The following is a 26,458-nucleotide window of genomic DNA, read 5'->3' on the forward strand; positions in this document are numbered from 1 at the left end:
TTAAGATTAATATCGATTTATTAATTTGTTTCATTGGTACTTTTAATAATAAACGTATAAAAAGGCTCAAGTATGCTTTGTTGTTTACAGGCTAAATACGAGAGTGAGTAGATTTAGTACGGATAGTACACAAAGTTTACTGAAGCTTGTCTGAATTACATTTGTATATATTAGGTTTTAATTGGTACAAAATTAATCCCAATTAAATAAAGCAAAGAGGAGGGCTAATACTGGTTATGTAGGTAGCAGTTTTTGTTGAGTTATAGCAGCGTAAAAATGATGTAGCACTATTTAAGTTTGTAATTAAAAATAAAGTAAGGCGGGCTTGTTGCCCGCCTTGTAAAGCTTACTTTTTAGCTAAGTATTGTGCAGCTTGCTTAGAAAAATAGGTAAGAATACCGTCGGCGCCAGCACGTTTAAATGCCAGTAGCGACTCCATAATAGTGGCCTCTTCAGCTAACCAGCCGTTATCAATAGCAGCTTTGTGCATAGCGTATTCCCCACTTACTTGATAAGCGAAGGTTGGCACGCCAAACTCATCTTTAACTCGGCGTACAACATCCAAATATGGCATGCCAGGTTTAACCATTACCATGTCGGCGCCTTCTTGCAAATCAAGCGCGACCTCGCGAATAGCTTCGTCAGAATTAGCTGGATCCATTTGATAGGTTTTTTTATCAGCACCCTTTAAGTTACCGGCAGAGCCTACCGCGTCTCTAAATGGGCCATAATAGCTTGAGGCGTATTTAGCTGAGTAAGCCATAATGCGAGTGTGAATGTAGCCATCGGCTTCAAGTGCCTCGCGAATAGCGGCAATTCTGCCATCCATCATGTCAGAAGGGGCAATAACGTCAGCACCTGCTCGGGCGTGCGACAGTGCTTGCTTAACTAGTATGTCAGTTGTGATGTCGTTAATTACATAGCCACTTTCATCAATAATGCCGTCTTGTCCGTGGGTGGTAAACGGGTCTAGCGCGGCATCAGTAATTACACCTAACTCAGGGAATGCTTCTTTTAATGCACGTACTGTACGTTGTGCTAAACCATCATCGCTATACGCTTCTTCAGCATGTAATGACTTTTTGTCGGCCGGTGTTACCGGGAAAATAGCAATGGCGGGCACACCGAGCTCAACCAGTTCTTTGGCTTCTATAAGCAGTAAGTCAATTGATAAGCGCTCGATACCGGGCATTGATTCAATTGCTTCACGACGGTTTTTACCTTCGAGTACAAATACCGGATAAATAAGATCATTAACGCTAAGCTGGTTTTCAGCCATAAGACGGCGTGAAAAATCATCGCGGCGCATTCTGCGCATGCGAGTATATGGGAAAAGATCTAGACCAGATTGGGCCATATTTATACGCTCCTACTTTGGGATTGTGGGATTGGAAAATTAATCACTTGGTTACGACCATGCTGCTTGGCAAAATACAGTGCTTTGTCGGCACGTTCGGTAAAAATTTCAGGATTATTTATATCTTCAGCAACGCTAGTATACACTCCCGCGCTGATTGTAAATGAAATAGTAGTGCCAGCCACATGCACATTATTAGTAGCAATAGCGTGGCGAATTTTTTCAGCAATGGCTATCGCGCCATCATTTTGGGTATTGGGTAATAACACCACGAATTCTTCGCCGCCGTAACGTGCTACTTCATCAAGCGGGCGCTGTAATTGCTTTTTAATAGTATCAGCAGCAGTACGAATAACCTGATCGCCAGTTAGGTGGCCATAGGTATCGTTTATTACCTTAAATTTGTCTATATCAAGCATAATAACACTTAATGGTGTTTGTTCGCGACGCGAGCGGCGCAACTCCATCACTAATTTTTTATCAAAAAAGCGCCGGTTTTTAATACCAGTTAAGGGATCTTCCATGTTTAGCTGTTCAAGCTCACGGTTTTTTTCTTCTAGTTCTCTTAGTGTTACTTGTAACTCAAAAGTACGCTCATCTACTTGTGTTTCGAGCTCTTGACGCACGCTTTCTTGTAAAGATAGCCGCTCATGTAATAAGGCATCTTGGGCAGCACTTTTGGCTATTAAGGTTTGTTGAGTAGTTACTTGTTCATCGCGCTGTAAAATAAAGAGTTTCATCACCGCATATCCAAGGGAGAAAGCGCAGCTAAGAGAGCAAATAAACACAAAAGCCACTCTACTGTTTGTAAATATATAAAGCCCTGAAACAGTAATAATAAAATAAACAATTGCGGCTAAAAAGCTGCATAAAGCTAGCAAAAGTGCTTTTTGGGGTTCAGATGGGTTTTGGCGAATACAAAGTAAGGTTGTTACAACATAGTAGCCTAAAACAATGGGAGTGGTAATAAAGCAAAATAAGGTGACAACAAGTGTGGGAAAAAGCCAAACAAACGCAATAAGCAGTGCATATATAGCTATTATAATTTTTTGCACTTTAAACCATGTAACGGTTTTAGGCTGACATACCTGTTGCTGTAGAGGTAAGAAAAGTACCGTTATCAGCATCACCAACATGGGGATCATAAGTTGTACTGTGCCCGCAGAACGTGTGTGGATGAAACTAAAGCCACAAATAAAATATAATAAGATGCTGAGCATTAATGTTATAGCGCCCGTGTAAGCAAAGTATTGCTTACGCGAAAAAGCATACAAAATAAGACAGCTAATCGCTAAAGAAAAAACAAAGCCAATTAATAATCCGTAAAGCAAATTAAGCTTACTTTTATATGTAAAGAGCGCATCTGCCTGCCATAAGGTTAAAGGCACGCGTAACCCTGAGCTATTGCTCACTTTAACGATAACAGTGGTATTACTGCGAGCAGGAAGCGTTAATTTTACCAGCAAAGGTTCGTTTTTTATTTGTTGTTGTGGCAGTAAAGGAGGGGCATTAATATTTATTGAGGAGGATCGTCGCTTATCGAGTAAGTGATATACCTGTACTTCATTTAATAGCGGATTATCGATAGAGAGTATTGGCGTTACACGCGTATTGAGCGTATTTTTAATTGTAAATTGGATCCAAACAGGGCGTTGTTCAATCCCTAAATTAAGTGGTTTGTTGGTTAACGTTTGCCACTGTTTAAGATCGCTCTGCTGGGCAGTTGCTATGGATGTAGGCGCAAAAGAATAATAAACAGAGTTAATTTTTTCAGATGTAAACTGCTCATCGATCTCTATCGTATTAGCGGCTGCTAAACCAGCAAAAAGGATAGTTAATAAGCTTAATAACACCCCAATAACTTTCATTACTTAGCTTTTAAACCAAAAACATTATAAAAGTTTAGAGTAGTTTGCTGCGCTATTGCCTCAGGAGTAAGGTTATATAATTGGGCAATTGTTTCGCACACATAAGTTAATAATGCAGGTTCATTACGGCGAGATTTAGGCTTTGGGCTAACGGTGCGCGGAATCAAAAAAGGCGCATCAGTTTCTATTAACAGTTTATTAAGAGGGATACTGGGGATTAATTGTTGTAGTTCTTTTCCACGGCGTTCATCGCAAACCCAGCCGGTAATGCCGATATAAAGCCCTAACGCTAAGTAGCTTTTTAATGCCTGAGCGTTACCTGTAAAGCAATGTAATACGCCGCGTACATTAAATTCTTTTAAAATACTGAGCATGTCTTCGCTGGCATCACGTTCATGCAAATATACAGGTAAGTTTAGCTGTTCAGCTAGGGCAAGCTGGCGCCTAAGCACGCTTCGTTGTACATCGCGAGGCGAAAAATCACGGTTATAATCAAGGCCGCACTCCCCAATGGCTATAACTTGTTTATGGCTTGCAAGTTGAGAGAGTTGTGTCTCAAGCTCATCAGTAGCCGATTTAGCATCGTGAGGATGTACGCCTGCTGTAGAAAATTGCTGATGCTCTATAGCCAGCTCAAGCGACTGCTCACTGGCTGCTACATCGCAGCCTATAATCAGCATATGCTTTACTCCCGCAGCATTAGCGCGGGCAATAATATCTTGATGCTGTTTATCAAACTGATGGTTAGTTAAATTAACCCCAGCATCAATTAAGCTGTATGGCATTATTGAGTACGTTTAACGCGTATAGAGCGGTTTTGACCTTCTTTTTTTAATAAAAAAGAATTAAATACACCACGACTAATAACCACGTTGTCATCTTCTTTTAGCGTTATGCCGTCAGATCCAATTTGGCGCCATTGTTGGCCGTTTTCTAGAGTAATAATTAACTCACCATAAGCTGCTTCTTTAATGGCTGATACAGTTGAGCTAATAGAGCTGTCATTTTCTTTCGCAATATTTTTATGCTCTAAACCAAACTCTTCTGCTTGTGTTACCGCTACAGCAACAGGTGCGGTGGCTTCTGTATTTGTTGGTGAGAGTGTTTTATTTACAGTAGGCTTGCTCAGCGGTTTACCGGCAACCGTATTATCGTAACAAAGCAGGCGGTTAAAGTCGTTTTCAATAAAGCTACATGCTTGCAGTGCTTGCTCGTTAATAGCTGTGGCTGCAAAAGTCGGTGCGCTTAACAAAACTAATAGTGAGAGTAGTTTTTTGTTCATGTTATTCCTCAGGTTCTTGTTGTGGTTTAGCGGTATAAAATTTAGCTAAAATTAGGCCTAGCTCAAACAAAATAAGCATAGGTAGCGCTAATAAAGTTTGTGACAATACATCGGGCGGTGTTAAAAACATCGCTACTACAAAAACACCCACTACAATATAGGGACGTTTTTCTTTTAAGCTTTGCGTTGTTGTAGCGCCGCTCCAGCACAGCAGCATAATGGCTACTGGAATTTCGAAAGCGACACCAAAGGCAAAAAATAGTTTTAGTACAAACCCTAAGTAGCTACTAATATCCGGTGCTAAGGTGAGCATTGCAGGACCCGCACTGGTAAAAAAGCCTAAAATAATTGGCAGTACTACAAAGTAGCAAAAGGCAATACCACCATAAAACAAAAAGATGCTTGAGGCGAGTATTGGCATTAACATGCGTTTTTCGTGCTTATACAATCCCGGAGCTATAAAACCCCAAACCTGGTGTAATATCCACGGAATAGAGGCAAATAATGCGACAAATAACGTTAGTTTAAAAGGGGCAAAAAATGGCGCTGTGACATCAGTTGCTATCATGGTTGCAGTGCTTGGCAAATGTGAAATTAATGGCGCTGCAACAAATGTATAAATGTCGTTTGCAAAATACACTATTGCAATAAAAATAACTAAAATGCTTAATAGTGATTTAATCAGCCGATCGCGTAATTCAATTAAATGCGCGACAAACCCCGATTTTACTTCCTCAGCCATTATTTTTTATACCATTTAGTAAGTTGACCACAAAGTGAGAAATTAATTTCACTTTGTATCATCAATATTTTGCTTATTAGAGGGATCGATTTGATTTTTTTTATAACTGTGGGTCACAGACTGAGCGGCCTGTTGAAGTTCAGTTAGTGAACTTTGTAGTTCAGGACTTAAATCGGTTAAGTTTTGTTGCTCCGCTTTTTTAAGGTTTTCGTGTAATTCGTGCACACGCAACTCTTCGCTCACTTCAGCTTTCACTGAGTTAGCAAGCGACTTTGCAGTTTTTATCCATCGGCTTACCGTTCTAATTGCTACAGGTAAACGCTCTGGACCAAGCACCACTAAACCAACAATTAAAACAACAATTAGCTCCCACATCCCCATGCTAATTAAACCTTGTTATTGTCTTTATTTTTTTCAGTATGGGCAGAATCAAGCGGTGCACTTTCTTCTGATTTTTGAATCTGCTCTGGCTTTTCTTTATCTGTATTTTTTTCGTCAGACATTGCTTTTTTAAAGCCTTTAACTGCTCCACCTAAATCACCACCAATACCGCGTAATTTTTTAGTGCCAAACAAAAGTACAATAATTGCTAATACAATCAATAACTGCCAAAGACTAATACCGCCAAATCCCATGTTTATCTCCCGTTTTCATAATTATAAAGTGTATATTTTAAATACTAATTATACGCCTAAAAACGTAAATAGCACTTAGTTTATGTGCTACGCCATGCTGCTATAAAACCAATAATAGCGCTACTTATAGCGATACTTGCAGCAATTAAATCGTGCTGTAAATAAAATAATGCAGCAATAACCATAGCCGCACTGCTAAACAAACCTAAAACCAAAGGTTTATGAGATCCCTTCGGAGCCTGTACTTGAATTTGTGGTGGGCGTTTTAAGCTTTGATAAATTAGATCGGGCAGCTCTGGCATTTTTTCGGCCCAAAAGGGTAATTGTGCATACATTTGCTTTATAACCGATAACGGACCAACTTGTTGCTTAACCCAGTCTTCTAAAAAGGGCTTAGCGGTTTTCCATAAATCTAATTGTGGATAAAGCTGGCGGCCTAAACCTTCAACATACAGTAAGGTTTTTTGCAGTAATACCAATTGTGGTTGTACCTGCATATTAAAGCGCCTTGCAGTATTAAATAAATTAACCAATACATGACCAAACGAAATTTCAGCTAAAGGCTTATTAAATATAGGTTCGCAGACAGTGCGAATAGCAAATTCAAACTCTTCAATACTGGTGTCGGGCGGTACCCAACCCGAGTCCACATGCAACTGCGCAACTTGGCGATAATCACGATTAAAAAAGGCTATAAAGTTTTCCGCTAAATAGCGTTTATCTTCTTTGTTTAAGGTGCCTACAATACCGCAATCTATACCAATATATTTAGGGTTTTCGGGGTGCTCACGAGAAACAAAAATATTACCTGGGTGCATGTCAGCATGAAAAAAGCTGTCTCTGAACACTTGGGTAAAAAACACTTCAACGCCACGCTCAGCCAGTAGTTTCATATTGGTGTTTTGCGCTAATAAAGCATCAGTATCTGATACCGCAATACCATAAATACGCTCCATTACTAATATATTATGGCGGCTGTAATCGCTATAAACGGTAGGGATGTAAAGCGAATCTGAGTCTTCAAAGTTACGTTTAAGTTGAATGCCGTTTGCACCTTCGCGCATTAAATCAAGTTCATCAAGTAGAGTCTTTTTGTACTCTTTTACTACTTCCACAGGACGCAGACGTTTTGACTCGTGGTGTACTTTTGCTAACACCTTAGCGAGCTTTTCCATTAAGGCTAAGTCGGCGTTAATTTGTTGATTAATGTTAGGGCGGATTACTTTAATAACTACATCTTGCTCTATACCATTTGTGTCAACTAACGTTGCGGTATGTACTTGTGCTATTGATGCCGACGCCAGTGGTGTTTGTGAATACTCACTAAAACGCTCGCTTATGTCATTAATTTCGAGAGCTTTTTCTATTATTTTTTGTGCAAGTTCGCCGGGAAAAGGTTCAACCTGATCTTGCAAAAATGCCAGCTCTAATGCAATTTCGTGCGGCAGTAAGTCACGACGCGTAGAAAGCATTTGGCCAAACTTAACCCATACTGGGCCAAGCTGTTGTAGGGCTAAACGTAATCGCAGCCCTGCGGGCTTATCTTTATGCTGATTACGCAGCCAAAATAAACTACCTCGGGCTATTTTCGCAAACCAAGGGATTTTATGTTTTGGTACTAACTCATCTAATCCGTAGCTAAGCAGTGTTTTAGTGATGTAATACAGTCGTGCAGTTGACACAAAAAATCCTTAGCGGGTAGTCAAAGTGGTTAGTAAGGCATTAATACGTTGTTCTATAGCAGCAACTTGGCCTTTAAGCTCACGGTTTTGTTGTTTAAATTGTTTAAGCTCTAACGGATGAATGGTAATTGCCAATTCATCTTGGCATAAGCTTGTTAGGGTGCGGCTTAACTGCGCTTTTGCTTTATTGCCGTGTTGCTGGAGCGTTTTGAAGTGTAAATATAATAGCTGTGCGGGAGCATCACCAAGGTGCGATGAAAGCTGCTCAGGCCAATCTATATCTAGTGTTGAAAATGCATTGCTATAGGTTTGAGCTATGTTTAAATCGCCTTGTAAATCAAGTTTGTCTTGGCGAATTAGCTGGGTAAGCATGGCTGGGTTTTTTAGCGCAAGCAGGGTGTTAAGGTCGGCGCTAATCATGCAATCTGCGTCTGTATCACTGGTTGCGCTATATAAATGAAGTTGCTTGTCGCTAAACACTAGCAGCAGCTTTAGCTGAGAGCCCCTAACATCAACGACTAAGCGCTGATGTTTAACTGCTGCCAACATTCCCGATAGGCTTGTATCGAGTTTAAGTGCTTGATTAAGTATTCGCTCCACGAGCGAAAGTACTAAGTTGGGTAACATAAAAAAATCAGTTGAGGGAGCCTCAGTAGAATTTTTTTCGGTTGCTTGCTCAAGCGCCATAATTATTTACCTTAGTATTTAAAGCCGCGATGCAGCGCAACAATACCACCGGTTAAGTTTTGATAAGTGGTTTGCTCAAAGCCTGCATCAGACATCATGCTTTTAAGCGTGTCTTGATCTGGATGCATACGAATCGACTCAGCTAAATACTTGTACGATTCGCTGTCGTTTGCCACTAACTTACCCATAGTTGGTAATAAGTTAAATGAATAAAAGTCGTATGCCTTACTGAGTATTTCATGCTCTGGCTTTGAAAACTCTAATACCAGTAAGCGCCCGCCTGGTTTTAAAATGCGGTACATTGAACGTAATGCTTTGTCTTTGTCGGTTACATTACGTAAACCAAATGCAATAGTGATCAGATCAAAGCTATTATCTGGGAATGGTAAGGCTTCAGCGTTCATTTGCACGTAGTCAATATTGCCAACTAAGCCTAAATTATGGAGTTTTTCACGGCCCACTTTTAACATAGACGAGTTAATATCACCGAGTATAACCTGACCGGTTTCTCCGACTAGTTGGCTAAATTTTGCAGTTAAATCGCCCGTACCACCGGCTAAATCTAAAACATGGTGGCCTTTACGAACGCCAGAGCTGGCTATTGTTTGACGTTTCCATAAACGATGTACCCCAAAAGACATTAAGTCATTCATTACGTCATATTTTGCCGCAACTGAATGAAATACGTCTGCAACCATTGAGGCTTTATCGTTTTCGGCTACCGTTTTATAGCCAAAATGCGTGGTCTTTTGTGGTGTTTCGCTCATCATTAATCTCTATCGTGGTAATAAAGACTAGTGTACTTGATTGTGCCCTGAAGGTGCAATTTGAATATGATTTATCAGCTAATTAATGCTCCGCAGTAAAGCTATTTTGCCCTAAAGAGCGTGCTTTAAATGCCGCATTAGAAGCACTTTTGGTTAATTGCTCAAAGTCAGCTTGTTGTTGCTGTGCAATCCCCAAAGAGAGCTTAATTGCAGGTAATGCCAGCGCGTTTTTCGAGCTGATAAAGCGCAGCTTTGCAACACCAGCGCGTACTTTTTCTGCAATTAAATTGGTTGTTTCACAATCTACGTCGGTAAGTAGTACAGTAAATTGATCTTTTGCAGTACGCCCCGCTAGGCCGCTTTGAAACACATATTTTTGTACTTGTTTAGCCACTTTGCTTAAAATTGCTTCTGCGATTACATCGCCAAAGTTATCAATAAAGTGATCTAAATTGTCTATTTGAATAGCAATAGCACAAACCGGTTTATGTTGATTTGCCCATATTTGCACTTGCTTGGTTAAATAATGACGTTTATACAAGCCAGTTTGACTATCAATAATATGTTGTTTACGCAGGGTGTTAAGCTGCTTTTTAGTTTTTTCGTGGAGTTGTTTAGCATTACTTAATTGTTGTTTAAACTGTTTGTGTTGCGTTAACAGTGTTGCTGTTTGCTGATCTAGCCTTGTAAGTGCGATCCGGCTATTTTTAATGTTATTTTCATCAAGCGAATGCATACACTCGCTAATATGGCCGGCAAAATTAATAAATTGTTTTTCAGTGTGTTGTGCGCTTTTAGACAGCGAGTTAATTACCCCATTAACATTCTCTATCATCGACACTTCAGTGGCATGGCCTTGATTTAAGTGCTCAAAGTAGAGTTGCTCGGTAAATAAACTGTCAATAAGAGTGTTACTTGCAATAGCGCGCTCAATGGCGCTATTAAGGTCGTTGTTTACTTGGCTAATATAAGTATAAACAACCTGATAATTAAGTGGTGTAGGTGGCAAAACATGGCGCTCTAAAAATACACACACTTTTGTCATTTTATCTTGTGCTACAGCCATAGAGTCATGGAACATCATTTGCAAATACCAACTAAATACATATGCGTATTAATTTATAAACTCATCCAATGAAGCGTTTCGCATCCAAGCACTTGTACCATAATCATTATATCGGTTATTTAAAAGTAAAAACGACAGTTAGTTATCTAAATTGTAACTTTAGCAACATAATGGCTGCTTTTATCATCAATTACTTTTTGTTTTATTCAAAAGCATGTTTTATTACTGGTTATTAAATACCAACCTGCTTATATCAGTCGTATTAGTTTTTGCGTGCTTGGTCGTATTTATCTTGCTATTTATTTAGCCTGCGATAGGTTTACAAAACCTATTTAATTGTGAAGCTATATAATAATGAATCAACTTTTATCTCGACCATTACGCCACTCGCTACTGGGAATTACTTTTTTATGCACCTTAAGTGCATGCCAAACAACCTCACTTAATGCTGATAAGCAATTTACTCAAGTTGCCGAAAACATTGTGCAAAATAGACAAGATGCTAGCCCCTACAGTAATAATCCTCAGGGGGTAGATGGCTACTTACTACCTAACTTAACTGCCGAGTATTTAGCGCAAGAATATAAAAAAAATACCCAGCTACTTGCCGATTTAGATACGGTAAACATTGATAAGTTAAGTGATGAAAATCGGATTAACTTTAGTATTTTGCGTGCTCAAGTGCAAAATAGCGTGGATGAGTATGTATTTAATGCCCACTATATGCCGCTTACATCTGAATATGGGTTTCATTCAAGCTTGTCGTTTATGGTTAAAAGTTCACAATATAAAACGTTACAAGATTATAAAAATTATTTAGCGCGATTAGCTCAGGTACCACGCTTTTTTGAGCAAAATATTTATTGGATGAAACAAGGTTTAGCAATAGGGTTAACGCAGCCTAAAGCTGTACTTAAAGGTTATGAAGATTCAATTAGTGTTTATATTGTTGATGATGTAACACAATCTGAATTTTATCAGCCATTTTTAACGAATACTGCAGGCTTAAGTAGCAGCGAATTTTATGAGCTGCAACTCCAAGCTAAAACAATAATTAAAGAACAAGTAATAGCAGCATATAAAGATTATCTCACCTTTTTTACTGAAGAGTATCAAGCAGGTGCTCGAGACAGTATTGGTATTTCGGCAACGCCTAATGGGGCTGCTTTTTATGCTAATCGCGCCAAGCATTACACCACTACAGATATGACCCCAAAAGAAATTCATGAGTTGGGCCTAAAAGAAGTGGCACGTATTCGTAGCGAAATGGAAGAGGTAATAAAAGAAGTTGGTTTTAAAGGCACGTTCGCTGAATTTATCCACTTTTTACGTACTGATCCGCAGTTCTACGCAACTACTCCAGAGCAGTTACTAAAAGAAGCTGCTTATATTGCTAAAAAAATGGATGCGCAACTGCCTAGATTATTTCATACCTTGCCGCGCAAACCTTATGGCGTAGTGGCTGTTCCCGCCAATATTGCTCCTAAATATACTACAGGGCGTTACTCGGGTTCGAACCGCGACGATCAAGCTGGTTATTACTGGGTAAACACTTATGCGCTAGATAAGCGACCTCTTTACGCGCTAGAGGCGTTAACGCTGCATGAAGCTGTACCAGGGCACCATTTACAAATATCACTTAATGCTGAGCTAGAAAATTTGCCGAGTTATCGTCGTGATGCTTATTTATCAGCATTTGGCGAGGGGTGGGGGCTTTATTCTGAGTACTTAGGAATAGAAGCTGGGTTTTATCAAGACCCATATAGCCGTTTCGGACGTTTAACCTATGAAATGTGGCGCGCTGCACGTTTAGTTGTTGATACGGGAATGCATATGTATGGCTGGAGCCGTGAACGCGCGATGAACTTTATGGGCGATAACACTGCTTTGTCGTTGCACAACGTTAAAACTGAAACAGATCGTTATATTTCATGGCCTGCGCAGGCGTTATCGTATAAAATTGGAGAATTAACTATTAAGCGCTTACGTAAAGAAGCGGAGCAGGCCCTTGGCCAAAAATTTGATGTGCGAGAGTTCCATCATCAAGTGCTACGCCATGGTTCAGTACCGTTATCTGTACTTGAGCAGCAAATTCGTTTGTATATTAAAAACGAACTAGCTAAACAGGATATTTAATTAATCCGCATCAATCGTAATGGCTTATATGAGAGCGTGTTTACCTTTAAGGTTAATATGCTCTAAGGTTATAAATTAATAAAATGCGCATATCATCTATAATAAGTGATATGCGCATTTGTCTATTAAAGCCATTTTATTTTATTGGCGAAAAAGTACTGCAGAGGGGTTTTGAGTGAACAATTTTATAGTTCTAAGTATTAATGTATTTGCGAGCCTTTTTATTGTTGTATTAGGGTTTATAGTTTTATCGGTTATTATTTTTTATTTTAGAGATATAACCCAAACAAAGCATGCAATTAGGCGCAACTATCCGGTAATTGGTCGGTTTCGATATTTTTTTGAGCGCCAAGGCGAATTTTTCCGCCAGTACTTTTTCGCACTTGATAGAGAAGAAATGCCGTTTAATCGTGCTGAACGTAGTTGGGTATATCGCGCTGCAAAAGATGTTGATCATACTGCTGCGTTTGGCTCGACTCAAAGCCTTGAAGTAACCGGTACAGTGATGTTTATGAACTGTGCATTTCCTACTTTAGATGAAGAAGCGCTCGATCCTAGTAATGTGACTTTAGGCCCTTACTGTAAAACACCTTACACCACTAATTCAATATTTAATATTTCAGGTATGAGTTTTGGTGCTTTGTCAAAACCTGCAGTACGTGCTTTATCTAAAGGAGCTAAGCTTGCTGGCTGTTGGTATAATACCGGTGAAGGCGGTTTAAGCCCGTATCATTTAGAAGGCGGGGGAGATATTGTATTTCAAATTGGTACTGCTAAATACGGTGTTCGCGACGATAATGGCAATTTAAGCCCTGCTAAATTAAAAGAAATAGCAGCTCACGAACAAGTAAAAATGTTTGAAATAAAGCTAAGCCAAGGCGCTAAACCAGGTAAAGGCGGTATGTTACCTGGGCGAAAAGTTAACGCTGAAATTGCAAAAATACGCGGTATTCCCGAAGGGCAAGATTCAATTAGCCCTAATGGCCATCTTGAAATTAAAAAGCCGTCAGATATTCTTGATATGTTGGCAACCGTACGTAACGCAACCGGTAAACCAACCGGCTTTAAAGCGGTAATTGGTGAGTATACTTGGTTAGAAACTCTTTTCGCTGAAATAAATCATCGCGGTGTTGAGTCAGCGCCCGACTTTATTACTATTGATAGTGCAGACGGTGGCACAGGCGCCGCACCACAGTCATTATTAGATTCAGTGGGCTTACCACTGCGAGAAAGCTTGCCATTAGTAATTAACTTGTTAGAAAAACATGGGCTCAGAGAGCGAGTAAAGGTTATTGCCTCAGGTAAGTTAATCGTACCCTCTAAAGTTGCATGGGCATTAGCACTGGGGGCTGATTTTGTTGTATCTGCTCGCGGCCATATGTTTGCACTAGGGTGTATTCAAGCAATGCAATGTAATAAAGACACTTGCCCTACAGGGATCACCACGCACGACAAGCGCCTGCAACGTGGCTTAAATGTGGCAGACAAAGCACAGCGTGTGGCAAACTATAATAAGTATGTGCACTATGGAGCGGGCTTAATCGCGCACTCGTGCGGCGTATCTAGTGCGCGAGAGTTAAAACGTGAACATGTGCGTATAGTTCAAGAAAGTGGTCTTTCAGAGCCATTAGATAAAATTTACGAAAATTATAAATAACACAGTGAGCATTAAATATATGAGTGCTTAAGCGCACTAAACTAAGCTGCTTTTTTATGCACTCAATATTTATTAGGTCATTAATTAAGGCCCATTGTTACGTAATATAACAATGGGCCTTAATTTTATTTATTATTTGCTTGAATGCCGGTAATTTTTAAACGCTCTAATTCACAGCTAAATAAAAATTCCAGCACTTCTAAGTGACGACGAACTTCATCAATATTTCGCCCTACAGCATATAAACCATGGCCACGTATAAGCACTCCGTGTTCAATAGGAGTGTGTAAATGATGGTCGCTTACCAATAAACTTAAATGGTCTATGTCTTGGTCGTTATTAAAAATAGGAATGCTTAGGGTTTCTAAATGCGAGGTAAAACCGGTTAAAGCTTTTTGCATTTCGTAGCCAGTTAAATCGAGTTTATGACTTTTTGTTATTTGCGAAAGCACGGTAGCCGCAACAGAATGCGTGTGCAGTACACATTGCGCTTCGGGAATTAGCTGATACAAGCTCAAGTGCAGTTGTGTTTCGGCTGAGCGTTTTTTTGTTCCTGCCAAAGGCTTGCCTTGTAGATCTAGCTGTAAAAAGTGCTCATTGGTCAACTTGCCTTTATCTTGGCCACTAGCTGTTATTACAAAGCCCGACTCAGTTCTTGCTGAAAAATTCCCACCGGTTGCGGGTATCCACTCTTTTTGGCTAACCCACTTCCCAGCTTCAATAAGTTGCGAAATAGCGGTATTGTTGTTTTGCATATATTCCTCACAAACGAGCATCAGTTAATTGTATTTAGACGGCTAAACTTCTATATTAAGTGATGGTAGCACCGCTTTGCGTGCAAAACCACAATTAAGGATATAGAGTGTTAATAACTAAGCTACCAGCATAAGGTATGTTTTATCAAACTCTAATAACAATTAAGTTGGTCATTTATACTTAACCTGATCTCCGGATAATAAACCTATCTCAAGCAGCTATTTTCAGCGCTAACTGCGTTGAATTTACTTGCAATAGGCCAGCTATTAACGCGTAAATTCGCCTTATTTTCACTGAAAATCTTTGGCTAGAGAAAATAAAGTTAAATATAAATATGATTCAATACGTTAGTAAATCTCTTAACCAGAGTTCAGGTTACACTAAAAACTTAAAAGAGGGCGGCACAAAGCTATGTCAACTTTAACACTTACATTATTGCAAAGCTCACTACACTGGCTCGATAAAGACGCTAATTTAGCTATGTTTAATAAGCAGTTAGATGCAGTGACTCAGCAGTCAGACTTGATTTTACTGCCCGAAACCTTTGCCACAGGCTTTGCAATAAACTTAGATTGCGCTGAGCCTGAAAACGGCAAAGTACTTACCTGGTTAAAGGCGCAAGCGCATAAACATAATGCAGTAATTGCAGGCTCAGTATTTGTTACGCAAGGCAGTAAAAAGGCCAACCGGTTTTATTGGGTGCAGCCCAATGGAGAAGTAGACTTTTACGATAAGCGTCATTTGTTTTGTTTAGGCAACGAAGGCGACTTTGTAGTAGCAGGACAAGCGCGCAAAGTGTTTACTATTAATGGCTTTAAGCTATTACCACAAGTGTGCTACGACCTACGCTTTCCGGTATTTCAGCGCAATAACAACGATTACGATGTAATGATTAATATTGCTAATTGGCCCGCAGTGCGACGCCATGTTTGGGATACATTATTAATGGCGCGAGCGATGGAAAATGTATGTTATGTGGTTGGGGTAAATCGCATTGGTGATGATGCCAATGGTGTTGCTCACAATGGTGGCACAGCGGTATATGACTTTAAAGGTGATGCTTTAGTAAAAGCTGCAGATAATAGCCAAGCGCTAATAACCATTACTTTGCACAAAGCACCATTAAATGACTTTAAGGCTAAATTTCCGGCGCATTTAGATGCGGATGCTTTTAACTTAGTATAAAGCAGCTTAAATTAGCCAGCGGCTAATTAAGTGTTAAATTAGCCAGCGGCTAATTAAGTGTTAAAATAGCCGCTGATATTTATTGGCGGCAGCACTATGAACAACTCTTTAATCACTCCAGTTATTTTAGCGGGCGGCATTGGCTCTCGTTTATGGCCGTTGTCGCGCCAAGCAATGCCAAAACAGTTTTTACCCTTACTCGATGCTGAACCTACTGGGCAGTCGTTATTACAAAATACCCTAACACGGGTAACCGGTAGGGTATTCAATCGAGCTATTTTAGTGTGTAACGAACAGCACCGATTTATTGCCGCTGAGCAAGCTGCTAGTGCAAATCCGCGCGCATTACTTTTAGAACCCACAGGTAAAAATACTGCCCCAGCAATTGCTTTAGCTGCGCATTATGCGCTACAAAATGGCATAACAGGGCCACTGTTAGTTATGCCAGCGGATCATCATATAAATAATTTTAACTTACTCACCGAGCAGTTACACGGCGCGACAATATTAGCTGAGCAAGGTAAATTAGTTACCTTTTCTATTACGCCTACCGAGCCACACACAGGTTACGGGTATATAAAACAAGGAAGCGCCATTACCGGTACTGACTGCTTTGAAGTAGCTGAATTTAAAGAAAAACCCAGCTTAACCACCGCAACAAGCTACCTGTTAGATGGAAGTTATAGTTGGAATAGCGGTATGTTTTTGTTTACTGCTGCAGCGTATTTACAAGAGTTGGCTCGCTTTGCACCTAAAATTGCCAATTGTGTGGCTAACGCCGCCAATTTTAGTCAGGACTTAGGCTTTACACGCCCCAGTGCAAAAACGCTCGAAGCTTGCCCGAGTGACTCCATAGATTATGCTATTTTAGAGCGCAGTGATAACGTAGTTGTCATGCCTGTTGCCTTAAACTGGAGTGACGTAGGTGGTTTTTCATCACTTGCTAAGTTGCTAAAAAAAGATCCGCAAGGCAACAATGTAAATGCTAATTATGTAGCGCAAAACAGTAAAAACAATCTAATAATAAGCGAAACCGATCATACTATTGCCACCTTAGGGGTAAGTAATTTAGCTGTTATTCATACCCACGATGCCACACTTATTGCGAATCAAAATGAGCTTGATGCACTGCCGTTATTACTCAAAAAAGTAGCGCTTACGCAAACAGACAAGTTAACCCACCACCAAGTTGTTTATCGGCCGTGGGGAAATTATCGTACCTTGGTAGAAAGCAGTGGATTTAAGGTTAAAAAAATAACCGTAAACAGCGGCGCTAAGCTCTCTACGCAGCGCCATCAATATCGTGCCGAGCATTGGGTAGTTGTATCTGGGGTTGCCGATGTATGCATTGATAAGCAAGCACTAACACTCAGTGCAGATCAGTCTTGTTATATTGCCGCTAAGCAAATTCATAGTTTGGCTAATAATAAAAATGCGCCGTTAATAGTAATTGAGGTACAAACAGGCACTATTTTAGATGAAAGCGACATTGAACGGTTTGATGATAAATATGGCAGAAACTAACAACGCTTTACTGCAGCCCTTTGCGTACACACCTTAAATACTCTTCTAAACTTTGCTGCCAAAGGTCGAGCGCTTCATTGATGGCGTTTTTTAGCGGCTTTTTATCAAGCATACGACGCTCTATTTTTTTCAGCGCTAAACCATAACGGTTAAAGCCCAGCTGTAGTGCGGTATTGGCTTGGCGATGTAATAATTTAATGCATTGCTCGGGCTGTTGTTCTACGAGCGCTTGGCAGCGATTTAGTTTACTGCGGGTAGAGAGCACAAACTCGTTATAAATAGACGACACTTCATCAATACTAAAAGAGCTGGTAAGCGTTTCGCTAGCGCTTGCGTCATATAAAGTATCAACCAAATCTACAGCTACAGTAGCCGTTTTAGTTGACTGTGAATCGCTTAGTGCTTGGCGCAATTTTTGGTGTTTAATAGGTTTACCTACAATGTCTTTTATACCCAGCGCTAAGTACTCTTTTACCTCACTAGGGCTTAAACTTGCAGTAAAGGCTAGTACGGGAGTGCGCTGGTTTTTATGCTCAATTTTAGCCAATGTTTTAAGTACTTGTTGGCCGGTCAAATCAGGTAGGTTCATATCGAGCAGCACTACATCAAAATGATGCGCTTGCATTAACTCTATTGCAGTTTTACCGTCTTTTGCTAACTTAATTTTATGTTCGTCGTCGGCCATAAATTCTACGGCTATTTTTTGATTTAAATCTAAATCCTCTACTAACAACACCTTTAAACCGGTTAAATAATCTTTACTTTGATGACGTTGCGCTACTAGGCTGAGTTCGCCCAGCGCACACGTAATATCAAAGCTAAACACGCTGCCACTCCCTAGGCTACTGGCTATTTCTAACTTGCTATGCAGTTTTTCGAGTAAGCGGCTGGTTATTGCTAAACCAAGGCCTGTACCGCCTTTTTCTTTTCCGGCGCTACTTTGCACATAGGGTTCGGTTAGGTAGGCTATTTCGTCATTCTCGATGCCGGGGCCTGAGTCTTTTACGCTTATTTTAATAGTGTGTTCAAGTTGTTTTTCAGTGATTAGATCAATTTGAATTTTAACGCTACCTTGGTCGGTAAATTTAATTGCGTTACCCACAAGGTTAATAATAATTTGTCTGAGTTTTTGCTGATCGCAGTAGTAACAGGCTTGATCGGGTATATTGCAAAGTAGCTCAAACTTTAGTTGCTTTTGCTCTGCCAGAGGGCTTAGTAATAAGCATAAATTTTGTATCCAAGTTTTAAACTCAATATCTTCTTCGTAAAGAGCTTCGTCGCTTTGATCAAGGCTGGCGTAGTCGAGTACTTTATCAACCAGTAAATTAAGGGATTCGGCAGAGTTAATAATTGCCTCGCAATAGGCTTTATTGCGAGCATCACTTGTTTGGTTCATAACTAACTGAGCACTGCCTAAAATGCCGTTTAAAGGGGTGCGAATTTCGTGGCTGATAGTTGATAAAAACAACCCACGTATTTCTAGATCTTTACGGGCTTTTTTAGTGAGCTTATTAAGATGCTGCTCTCTGCGCTCATTACACAACAGTGCCATGCCAGCGGCATAAAACATAGGTGCTATAACCCCGTTTAAAAAAAGTAACGAGCTAAACCAAGGGCTTAATAGGGTGTCATGTTGCTCAATTTTTTGCATAAATATCGAGCGGGCAATAAAGCTTACGGCAACTAAAGTTAAAATTATAATATAAACAATGCTGCCGTTGGGATAGGGCTTACGTGCATACTTTATAAATATAAACAGTAAAAATGCAGCTTCAGCTATATGCTGTATATCAGATATAAACAGCCTATCTTGAATAGATGGCGACAAAAAGCTGTAATAACCCAGCATTACGCTGCTAAAAGCAGTAAATGCACAAACAAGTTTAAAGCCAATACCGCGATAATCTAAAAACTGGCTAATAGCAAGGCAATGCACAATTGAGGCCGCAAACATCAATATATTGGCAATGCTAATGGCGACAAGTTCAGGGACTCGCCCGATCAGAGTAAAGCCAATAATAACGCCGAGCAATAAAACAGGATAAAAAATATAAAGCAGAGTGCCTGGAGTGTGTTTATTGGTGCGCCAGGTTAAAAAATTTAGCAGGGTCATTACAACCATAACGGCGATACTGGCAAAATATAGGGTAAAAGAGTCGAGCATTGAGGCACCAATAGCGTGTTATTAGATTAAAAGTATAACAATAATTACTTAACCGAAAATAGCTCAATATATTGTTTAACACCTTGAGCTGTATTGAAATTAAAACGTATACTTTATTCGCTGGGGAGCGACTTATTATTTAAAATTTGAGCTTGCTGATTAAGCTTGCCCAGATACAAAAACAGACACGTATGTGCCTGTTTTGTGTTTAAACTAAAGTTTAAATTAACGTATTTCGTCTGGAATATGCTGCTGTGCCCACGATAGTAGCTCAATACGGTTACGACATTTTGTTTTTCTAAATGCGCTGTATAAATGAGTTTTAACTGTGTGTGGGCTAATGCTTAGCTCTTCAGCAATTTCTTTATTTTTTGAGCCATTACTCATTAATGAAATTATGGCTTTTTCGCGCTTGGTAAGTTTAACTGGCTCAATATCGCCTTCGGTAAGCTTATGCAGTGCATCTTTATTAAACTGCAACATACGATTTAATGCATTACACATTATATCTCTGCGATACCAAAGTTGATCTTCAAGTAGTAAGCGAATACCTTTCATCAATACATCGGCGTTATCTGTGGTGTAAAATACACCACGAATTCCGCTAAGTAAGGCACGATTAGCAAGCTCTGGGTTTTCATCCAAATTAAATAATACGATATCGCATTTAATCCGTAAATTAACCAGTTGCTCTTTTAATTTTCCCCACGCATCTTTGCTCGATGTTTCGATAAACAAAAGTCGTGTTCCTACAGGCACATCTAAAATATTGGTGCCTGTGGTTACGCTAATACCTTGCGTTTTTAACAAAGGTTCTAAAACGTTAATACCAATAGTGTTAATGGGCTCTTCATCTAATAACAAAAAGGCTGAACTGCTCATATTATTTTTACTCTTTTATAAAGCTTATGATTAAGTTTACCACGACCTCCACACCTTTTGTATTAGAAAGTCGCGTTGTAACGCAAAAAGCAAGTACGATATTATGATTATTTAAACATAAAATGTTGCAAATAAGTAATTATTTATTGATTGCGATTACAAAATAAAACAACCTAAAAAGCTTATAACTAATTGTATAAAATAAATAGCTGTTTATAGCGCCACTTTTTTGGTGTTTTGATAAGGAGGCCAGCCCATCTCTTTACCTGCAAGCATATGTAAATGAATATGATATACGGTTTGGCCACCATGTTCATTGCAATTCATGACCACTCGGTAGCCATCGTCGGCAAAGTTTAGTTGCTTGGCTAATTTAGCCGCTACTACATATAAATTACCTACTAAATGCGAGTTTTCAGGCGTTACATCGTTAATAGTAGCAATTGCCTTTTTGGGGATAATAAGCGCGTGAAATGGCGCCTGAGGGTTTATATCTTTAAAGGCGAGAGTATGCTCATCTTCATAAATAATATCAGCTGGGATCTCACGATTAATTATTTTAGTAAAAATAGTCTCTTGGCTCATTATATGGCCCCTAATTAAGTATGATTAAAGTAAGCTCCACTAATGACAAACTTTACAAGCAGTGTCAAACTGAAATCAAATAAAGGAGAAAATATGCGTAAATCAATATTATTAGGTAGTGCCGCAGCGCTATTGTTTAGTGTGTCGAGCATGGCAGAAAATATTCACTTTCCTGAAGAGTTTGTGCCTCTGCAAGTTGGGGAACGTATTATTGAAAGCTCGATATTTAGCCGTGTTGATGACATAGAGCTAGCACCGGGTAGTTATAAATTAAAGCTTAAATACACTGACTTGTATGACCTAGGTTACGACGATCACGAAGTGGTAGAGTCTGAACCATTTTGGGTAAATGTAACTATTGAAGCGGGTAAAGATTATACTTTAGAGTTTAATCGTGCCAAAAATGCGGTTGCGGCTAAAATATTTGCACAGTCGCCACAAGTAAGCTTAAAAGCAAAAGGAAGTGCACTGGCTGCGCCATTAAGTGTAATTTCTAATGCCCAGCTTACAAACACTGTGCCAGTACAGCAAGTTAGTAATACAACGGCAATGGCAACAAGCGCCGGCGAAGTAAGTAAACTCGTTGCACCTATTAATGGTAAAGGCATGCCCAGCGCAGCAGCAATGCTCGACTTTTGGTGGCAACAAGCAACCCCAGCTCAACAACAAGCCTTTTTAGAAAAAGTAACCAAGTAGCTTTTTTATGCAATTAAAAAGGGCCGAATGTCGGCCCTTTTTGTATTTTAAACACTCGCTTATTAAGCTCGTTATTATTTGAATAATTTATTCAAATAATGCGTCTATAGTGCCATGTGCTAGTGGGTGATAACCCGGGCGTGCTTTTAAGTACACGCTTTGTGCCCAGTCTTTTTTGCCGTTATCAATAAGTGACTTATAAAGCGGGACAATTAGCTTGCGACGACCAATACTGGTTAAGTGCTTATCAAGCGCCGGATAAATTGGCTGGTAGCCATTACCTACCGCTAGCATAAACCAAGCAAATGCACGCTCAGCGTTAGTTGATTGCGTTAAGTTATACGCAGTATCAAGCTCGCTCATATGTGTTTGGCTTAAATCGCGCGGTAAGTTATTTAAAAAGTGCAACCATTCATGCACCGACCAATTAGCTGTAGGCAATTGCGCTGCTGTGATATCGCCATTTAACCAAGTAGCTGTTGCTGTATCTACTTTATCAAAAGCATCTGATGTTGGGTTAGGTGTATCGCTTGGTAAGCCTGGCGCAAAAATCCATTCATTTACTTTATCCATGCTCACAATACCAGGGTACTTATCAATTAAGTTAGCTTTTAGGTAAGTAACAAATTGTGCAGTGGTTAAAGATTTAAAGGCAAATTCGTTAAAGTAAGTTTTTACAAAGGCGTCAAACTTATCGCGGCCATATTTTTCTTCTAGGTAAATTAAGAATAACTGCCCTTTGGTATAAGGTACAGAGCTAAACGCATCATCAGGATCGCGGCCATTAAGCTTTAAGTTAAGGCGCGTGTCTGGTGCATCAAGCGTTTTAATTTGCGCGCGAATACCTGCTGCATCAAGAGCTTGTTCCATTACTGCGCGGTCGCGACCAAATACTTCTTCCATAATGCGGTTTTCAACGTACGAGGTAAAACCTTCGTTTAACCATAAATCTTCCCAGGTTGCATTGGTAACTAAGTTACCAGACCAAGAATGAGCAAGCTCATGGGCAATTAGATTTACTAAGCTTTTGTCGCCTGCAACCACGGTTGGGGTAATAAACGAAAGGCGTGGGTTTTCCATGCCACCAAACGGAAAACTTGGCGGTAGCATAAGCAAATCGTAACGACCCCATGCATAATCGCCGTAAAGTGCGTTAGTTTTATCGATCATCGCTTGGGTGTCGCTAAATTCGGCAACTGAAGCATCTAAAATAGTTGGCTCAGCAAAAATACCGGTTTGATGCGACATTGCTTTAAATTCTAAATTACCTGCGCCAATAGCAATTAAGTAAGGCGAAATAGCTTGTGGCATATCAAAAATATAGTCGCCATCTTTATAAAGTGCGTCTTTATTGTCGGCACTCATTACCGCACGTATATCTTTAGGGGTATGAATGCGCGCTGAGTACGTTACTCGCATTGCTGGCGTGTCTTGTACTGGGATCCAGCTACGTGCATGAATTGCTTGCGATTGGCTGTACATAAACGGGTGTGTTTTGCTGGCTGTTTGCTCTGGTGTTAACCATTGTAGGCCAGACGCTTCAGGGCGGCTATTATAGTAAATACGTACTTTTGGCGCTTGGCTTTTAAAAGTAATAGTTAATTTTGAGCCTTTAACATCATCGCGTGTTGCTAAACTAAATTTAGCTTTATGCCATGTGCCGTTTTGCGTTTGATACATTACTTTATCAATATCTAAATCGCGAGTATCGAGCACTAGAGTTTTACTGTTGTTATTTTGCCATTCTAGGGTGTGCTCAACAAAACCTTCTAATTGCTTGTCGGCAAAGTCGACATCTAAATCAAGGTTTAAATGCGTAGTAATAACGTCATTAAGATTAGCATACGAGTTTTGATCAATAGCATTGGCCATTGCTTGTGAGCACATACCAGCCATAGCTAGGCTTAAAAAAAGAGGTGTGATTTTCATAATTACCCTGAACACAAATAAATAAGTGTTGGTTTTATATCATGATTGGCGAGGCGGGTTGAGCAATTTTTACATTCAGATGCGCTATTTGCGACAATGCGTTAAACTAACGCGATTAGTTACCGGTATATTTAGAGAGCTTTGTGGCGCACTCATTACAAACGTTACATACATTTGCATTAACCAGCCAATGCCAACAATTTGTTAAAATTAATAACCTAGAGCAGCTTAAAACGCAAAGCTTTAAGCCTCCATTTTGCCTATTAGGCGAGGGCAGTAATACGGTATTTTTAAATGATTACACCGGTACTGTTATTAAAATGGCAACTCAAGGTGTACAAATAAAAGAGCGCGCAAACGATTACTTAATTAGCGTGGCCGCTGGCGAAAACTGGCATCAACTAGTCAGCGAGCTGTTGACTAAAAACATTCCCGGGCTTGAAAACCTAGCGCTTATTCCCGGTACTGTGGGTGCTGCGCCGGTGCAAAATATTGGTGCCTACGGAGTTGAATTGGCTAAATTTGTAGAGTCGGTTGAGTATTTTGATATAGCAAACAAAACCTTTAATACCTTAAATAATGCGCAATGTGAATTTGGCTATCGCGATTCTATTTTTAAACACGCGTTAAAAAATAAAGCGGTGATCACTACTGTGCATTTAGCCTTGCCTAAAGAGTGGCAGCCGGTATTGAGTTATGGACCGCTGCAGCAACTTGCAGCCGTTACGCCACAAGCGGTATTTGAGCAAGTAATAGCAACACGTAACAGCAAATTGCCCAATCCTTATACCTTACCTAATGCAGGTAGTTTTTTTAAAAACCCCATTATTACTAATCAATGTTTAGCTACCTTATTAACTACCTTTGCAGATTTACCGCATTATAAACACGGTGCAAAGCACCATAAAGTGGCTGCGGGTTGGCTAATAGAGCAAGCGGGTTTAAAAGGCTACCGCATTGCAGGTATTGAGGTACATAAACAACAAGCCCTAGTGCTAGTAAATTACGGCCAAAGCCAAGGAAGCGATTTAATTGCGATGATTAAACATATTCAACACAGCGTATTTTCTCGTTACAACATTATATTAGAGCACGAAGTACGCTTAATTAATAACAATAGTGAATGCCATATTACAGCGGAGCCAACGCCATGAAAGCACCCGATGGAAATAAACTCGCCATTTTAAATGCCCTCAATCAAGGTGGTTTTATTTCAGGGCAGGTATTAGGCGAGCAACTGGGTATTAGCCGCGCAGCTATTAGTAAGCATATTAAAAGCTTACAAGAAATGGGTTTAGATATTTTTAAGGTAACTGGTAAAGGTTACAGCTTAAATAGCCAAGTCGGGCTGTTAAACCAAGCGCAAATACAACAACACTATCAAGCGTTAGGTGCAACTACCGCCAAAGTAGAAGTACACCCCATAATAGACTCCACTAATAGTGAGCTAATGCGCCGCATACAAGCAAAAACTGAGCTTGAATCGGGTACTGTTATTGTGGCCGAAATGCAGCAGTTGGGGCGTGGGCGTCGGGGCCGGGTTTGGCAGTCGCCATTTGGAGCCAACTTATATTATAGTTACTTTTGGCGTTTAGATGATGGCATACAAGCCGCTATGGGCGTATCTATAGTGGTTGGCTTAGCTGTATATGATGCTATTAAAGCGCTATACAACATAGAAGTAGAGCTAAAATGGCCTAACGATATTTACCTCAATAAACAAAAGCTCGCTGGCGTATTAGTTGAGCTCGACGCGCAACCGCAAGGTCCTTGTCAGTTAGTTATAGGCATAGGTATTAACTTACAAATGCCAGAGAGCTTTAGTCAGCACATTGATCAAGCATGGACTGATTTAAGTCAACATACGCAGCAGCTTAATAAAAATCAGTTGGTTGCCTCGCTTACTTATTATTTAGAGCAGCGTTTAGAGCAGTATAGTGAAAGTGGCTTACAGAGCATGCATCAGCAATGGAATGCTTTAAATGCATTTGCTGGTGAATGTGTAGAGCTAAATACCGGACATCGTAGTTGGCGCGGAATATGTGAGGGAATAGACCCACAAGGCGGAATTCGTATTCGCCAAGATGGTGAAGTAAAAAGCTATTACGGCGGCGAAATATCGCTCAGAAAGGCGCAACTATGAAATTACTCATAGATGTAGGCAATACTTCACTTAAAGCTAAGCTGTGGCAAAACGAGCAAGTTCAAGCATGTGATTTAAATAATTTACCTTGGCATGCAATTACACACGTTATTTATGCTTGCGTAGGGCGCAGTGAGCTACTTAATGCTATTTTAGCGCAAGCCGCCTTTAATAGTATTAGCTGCTTTGAAGCTAAAGTAACTAAAACGCTAGGTGGGCTCACCTGTGCTTACGAGCATTTTAATAATTTAGGCATAGATAGATGGCTGGCACTTATTGCAAGTTTTACCTTGTATCCAAATAAGGCCTGCATAGTTGTTGATGCCGGTACGGCTACCACAATTGATGTACTCAATTGTGACGGGCAGCATTTAGGTGGCTGGATTTTACCTGGCCTTGATTTAATGACCCGCTCGTTAACGCAAAATACCCAGCGCGTTTTTGATGATGAAAATACGCCATTTACTAATCAACTGGGAATAAACACCCCAAATGGTTTAAAAAATGGTGCCTTGGTTGCCACCATAGGAGCAATTAACCAAGCTAAACCTTATTTAAATGATAAAAATACGCAAATTATTTTTGCCGGTGGTTATGGTTCGTTATTACAACAGCAATTCAAAGAGAGTATTTTTGATCCCATGCTGGTTATTAAAGGCTTAAATTATTGGTATGAATTAGATGAAAACAGCAATAAATTATAAAAAAGCCGGTT

Annotated in this window: 24 protein-coding genes; 8 read left to right on the forward strand and 16 right to left on the reverse strand. The window is 39.9% G+C overall.

Features of this window, described 5'->3' with window-relative positions; translation table 11 throughout:
- Positions 1–346 precede the first annotated feature (346 nt).
- From hemB to CIK86_RS14135, 11 genes are all read right to left on the reverse strand, one after another.
- Complete coding sequence (gene hemB / locus CIK86_RS14085) at positions 347–1,357, reverse strand: porphobilinogen synthase (protein ID WP_086994395.1); 1,011 nt, start codon at positions 1,355–1,357, stop codon at positions 347–349.
- Between the two features lie 2 nt (positions 1,358–1,359).
- Positions 1,360–3,225: a diguanylate cyclase gene (locus tag CIK86_RS14090; RefSeq protein WP_086994398.1), complete on the reverse strand. Its 1,866-nt coding sequence runs from the start codon at positions 3,223–3,225 to the stop codon at positions 1,360–1,362.
- Positions 3,225–4,010: a TatD family hydrolase gene (locus CIK86_RS14095; RefSeq protein ID WP_086994401.1), complete on the reverse strand. Its 786-nt coding sequence runs from the start codon at positions 4,008–4,010 to the stop codon at positions 3,225–3,227. Before CIK86_RS14095 ends, CIK86_RS14090 begins: the two co-directional genes overlap by 1 nt.
- The gene (locus CIK86_RS14100) at positions 4,010–4,507 is read right to left on the reverse strand and encodes a hypothetical protein (protein WP_011329557.1); all 498 of its coding nucleotides are present in this window, start codon (positions 4,505–4,507) and stop codon (positions 4,010–4,012) included. The genes CIK86_RS14095 and CIK86_RS14100 overlap by 1 nt, the downstream gene beginning before the upstream one ends.
- Position 4,508: 1 nt before the next feature.
- A complete protein-coding gene (gene tatC / locus CIK86_RS14105; protein WP_086994406.1) occupies positions 4,509–5,249 on the reverse strand; it encodes a twin-arginine translocase subunit TatC in 741 nt (246 codons plus the stop codon).
- Positions 5,250–5,297: 48 nt separating this feature from the next.
- The gene (gene tatB, locus CIK86_RS14110) at positions 5,298–5,630 is read right to left on the reverse strand and encodes a Sec-independent protein translocase protein TatB (protein ID WP_008467380.1); all 333 of its coding nucleotides are present in this window, start codon (positions 5,628–5,630) and stop codon (positions 5,298–5,300) included.
- 5 nt (positions 5,631–5,635) lie between these two features.
- Positions 5,636–5,884, reverse strand: a complete 249-nt coding sequence (gene tatA, locus CIK86_RS14115; RefSeq protein WP_008467382.1) for a Sec-independent protein translocase subunit TatA — start codon at positions 5,882–5,884, stop codon at positions 5,636–5,638.
- Between the two features lie 80 nt (positions 5,885–5,964).
- Complete coding sequence (ubiB, locus tag CIK86_RS14120; protein ID WP_086994409.1) at positions 5,965–7,566, reverse strand: ubiquinone biosynthesis regulatory protein kinase UbiB; 1,602 nt, start codon at positions 7,564–7,566, stop codon at positions 5,965–5,967.
- A 9-nt stretch (positions 7,567–7,575) separates the two neighbouring features.
- The gene (locus CIK86_RS14125; RefSeq protein WP_086994412.1) at positions 7,576–8,253 is read right to left on the reverse strand and encodes an SCP2 sterol-binding domain-containing protein; all 678 of its coding nucleotides are present in this window, start codon (positions 8,251–8,253) and stop codon (positions 7,576–7,578) included.
- An 11-nt stretch (positions 8,254–8,264) separates the two neighbouring features.
- The gene (ubiE, locus tag CIK86_RS14130; RefSeq protein ID WP_011329553.1) at positions 8,265–9,020 is read right to left on the reverse strand and encodes a bifunctional demethylmenaquinone methyltransferase/2-methoxy-6-polyprenyl-1,4-benzoquinol methylase UbiE; all 756 of its coding nucleotides are present in this window, start codon (positions 9,018–9,020) and stop codon (positions 8,265–8,267) included.
- 82 nt (positions 9,021–9,102) lie between these two features.
- The gene (locus CIK86_RS14135; protein ID WP_041454617.1) at positions 9,103–10,086 is read right to left on the reverse strand and encodes a GGDEF domain-containing protein; all 984 of its coding nucleotides are present in this window, start codon (positions 10,084–10,086) and stop codon (positions 9,103–9,105) included.
- Between the two features lie 354 nt (positions 10,087–10,440).
- On the opposite strand from CIK86_RS14135, the gene CIK86_RS14140 reads away from it, so the two are divergent.
- Entirely contained in the window at positions 10,441–12,222 is a 1,782-nt protein-coding gene (locus tag CIK86_RS14140; RefSeq protein WP_086994415.1) for a DUF885 domain-containing protein, read from the forward strand.
- A gap of 175 nt (positions 12,223–12,397) precedes the next feature.
- Positions 12,398–13,879: an FMN-binding glutamate synthase family protein gene (locus CIK86_RS14145; protein ID WP_086994418.1), complete on the forward strand. Its 1,482-nt coding sequence runs from the start codon at positions 12,398–12,400 to the stop codon at positions 13,877–13,879.
- Positions 13,880–14,004: 125 nt separating this feature from the next.
- Here CIK86_RS14145 and CIK86_RS14150 read toward each other — a convergent pair whose 3' ends face one another.
- Positions 14,005–14,634 (reverse strand): methylthioribulose 1-phosphate dehydratase, encoded by a 630-nt coding sequence (locus CIK86_RS14150; RefSeq protein ID WP_086994421.1) that lies wholly within the window; start codon positions 14,632–14,634, stop codon positions 14,005–14,007.
- Positions 14,635–15,046: 412 nt separating this feature from the next.
- On the opposite strand from CIK86_RS14150, the gene CIK86_RS14155 reads away from it, so the two are divergent.
- The gene (locus CIK86_RS14155) at positions 15,047–15,820 is read left to right on the forward strand and encodes an amidohydrolase (protein ID WP_086994424.1); all 774 of its coding nucleotides are present in this window, start codon (positions 15,047–15,049) and stop codon (positions 15,818–15,820) included.
- Between the two features lie 96 nt (positions 15,821–15,916).
- Positions 15,917–17,344 (forward strand): mannose-1-phosphate guanylyltransferase/mannose-6-phosphate isomerase, encoded by a 1,428-nt coding sequence (locus CIK86_RS14160; protein ID WP_086994427.1) that lies wholly within the window; start codon positions 15,917–15,919, stop codon positions 17,342–17,344.
- A gap of 7 nt (positions 17,345–17,351) precedes the next feature.
- On the opposite strand, the gene CIK86_RS14165 is transcribed toward CIK86_RS14160, so the two are convergent.
- The 3 genes from CIK86_RS14165 to CIK86_RS14175 all read right to left on the reverse strand — a co-directional run bounded on the left by CIK86_RS14165 (position 17,352) and on the right by CIK86_RS14175 (position 20,975).
- A complete protein-coding gene (locus CIK86_RS14165) occupies positions 17,352–19,508 on the reverse strand; it encodes an ATP-binding protein (protein WP_086994430.1) in 2,157 nt (718 codons plus the stop codon).
- A 225-nt stretch (positions 19,509–19,733) separates the two neighbouring features.
- Positions 19,734–20,390, reverse strand: a complete 657-nt coding sequence (locus CIK86_RS14170; protein ID WP_086994433.1) for a response regulator transcription factor — start codon at positions 20,388–20,390, stop codon at positions 19,734–19,736.
- A gap of 213 nt (positions 20,391–20,603) precedes the next feature.
- Positions 20,604–20,975, reverse strand: coding sequence for a histidine triad nucleotide-binding protein (locus CIK86_RS14175; RefSeq protein ID WP_011329544.1), 372 nt, complete (start codon positions 20,973–20,975; stop codon positions 20,604–20,606).
- A 93-nt stretch (positions 20,976–21,068) separates the two neighbouring features.
- Between CIK86_RS14175 and CIK86_RS14180 the strand changes: the two genes are divergently transcribed.
- Positions 21,069–21,671 carry a DUF2057 family protein gene (locus CIK86_RS14180; RefSeq protein ID WP_086994436.1) on the forward strand — a complete coding sequence of 201 codons (603 nt, stop codon included), beginning with the start codon at positions 21,069–21,071 and terminating at the stop codon, positions 21,669–21,671.
- A gap of 87 nt (positions 21,672–21,758) precedes the next feature.
- On the opposite strand, the gene CIK86_RS14185 is transcribed toward CIK86_RS14180, so the two are convergent.
- Positions 21,759–23,600 (reverse strand): M1 family metallopeptidase, encoded by a 1,842-nt coding sequence (locus tag CIK86_RS14185; protein WP_086994439.1) that lies wholly within the window; start codon positions 23,598–23,600, stop codon positions 21,759–21,761.
- 143 nt (positions 23,601–23,743) lie between these two features.
- On the opposite strand from CIK86_RS14185, the gene murB reads away from it, so the two are divergent.
- From murB to CIK86_RS14200, 3 genes are read left to right on the forward strand one after another with little or no spacing between them, the layout of a single operon-like run.
- Positions 23,744–24,754 (forward strand): UDP-N-acetylmuramate dehydrogenase, encoded by a 1,011-nt coding sequence (murB, locus tag CIK86_RS14190; RefSeq protein WP_086994442.1) that lies wholly within the window; start codon positions 23,744–23,746, stop codon positions 24,752–24,754.
- A complete protein-coding gene (gene birA, locus CIK86_RS14195; RefSeq protein WP_011329540.1) occupies positions 24,751–25,743 on the forward strand; it encodes a bifunctional biotin--[acetyl-CoA-carboxylase] ligase/biotin operon repressor BirA in 993 nt (330 codons plus the stop codon). The genes murB and birA overlap by 4 nt, the downstream gene beginning before the upstream one ends.
- Complete coding sequence (locus CIK86_RS14200) at positions 25,740–26,447, forward strand: pantothenate kinase (protein ID WP_011329539.1); 708 nt, start codon at positions 25,740–25,742, stop codon at positions 26,445–26,447. The genes birA and CIK86_RS14200 overlap by 4 nt, the downstream gene beginning before the upstream one ends.
- The last annotated feature ends 11 nt before the right edge of the window (positions 26,448–26,458 follow it).

It is taken from the genome of Pseudoalteromonas sp. JB197, from assembly GCF_002332205.1.
In the GTDB taxonomy this organism is placed as follows: domain Bacteria; phylum Pseudomonadota; class Gammaproteobacteria; order Enterobacterales; family Alteromonadaceae; genus Pseudoalteromonas; species Pseudoalteromonas nigrifaciens.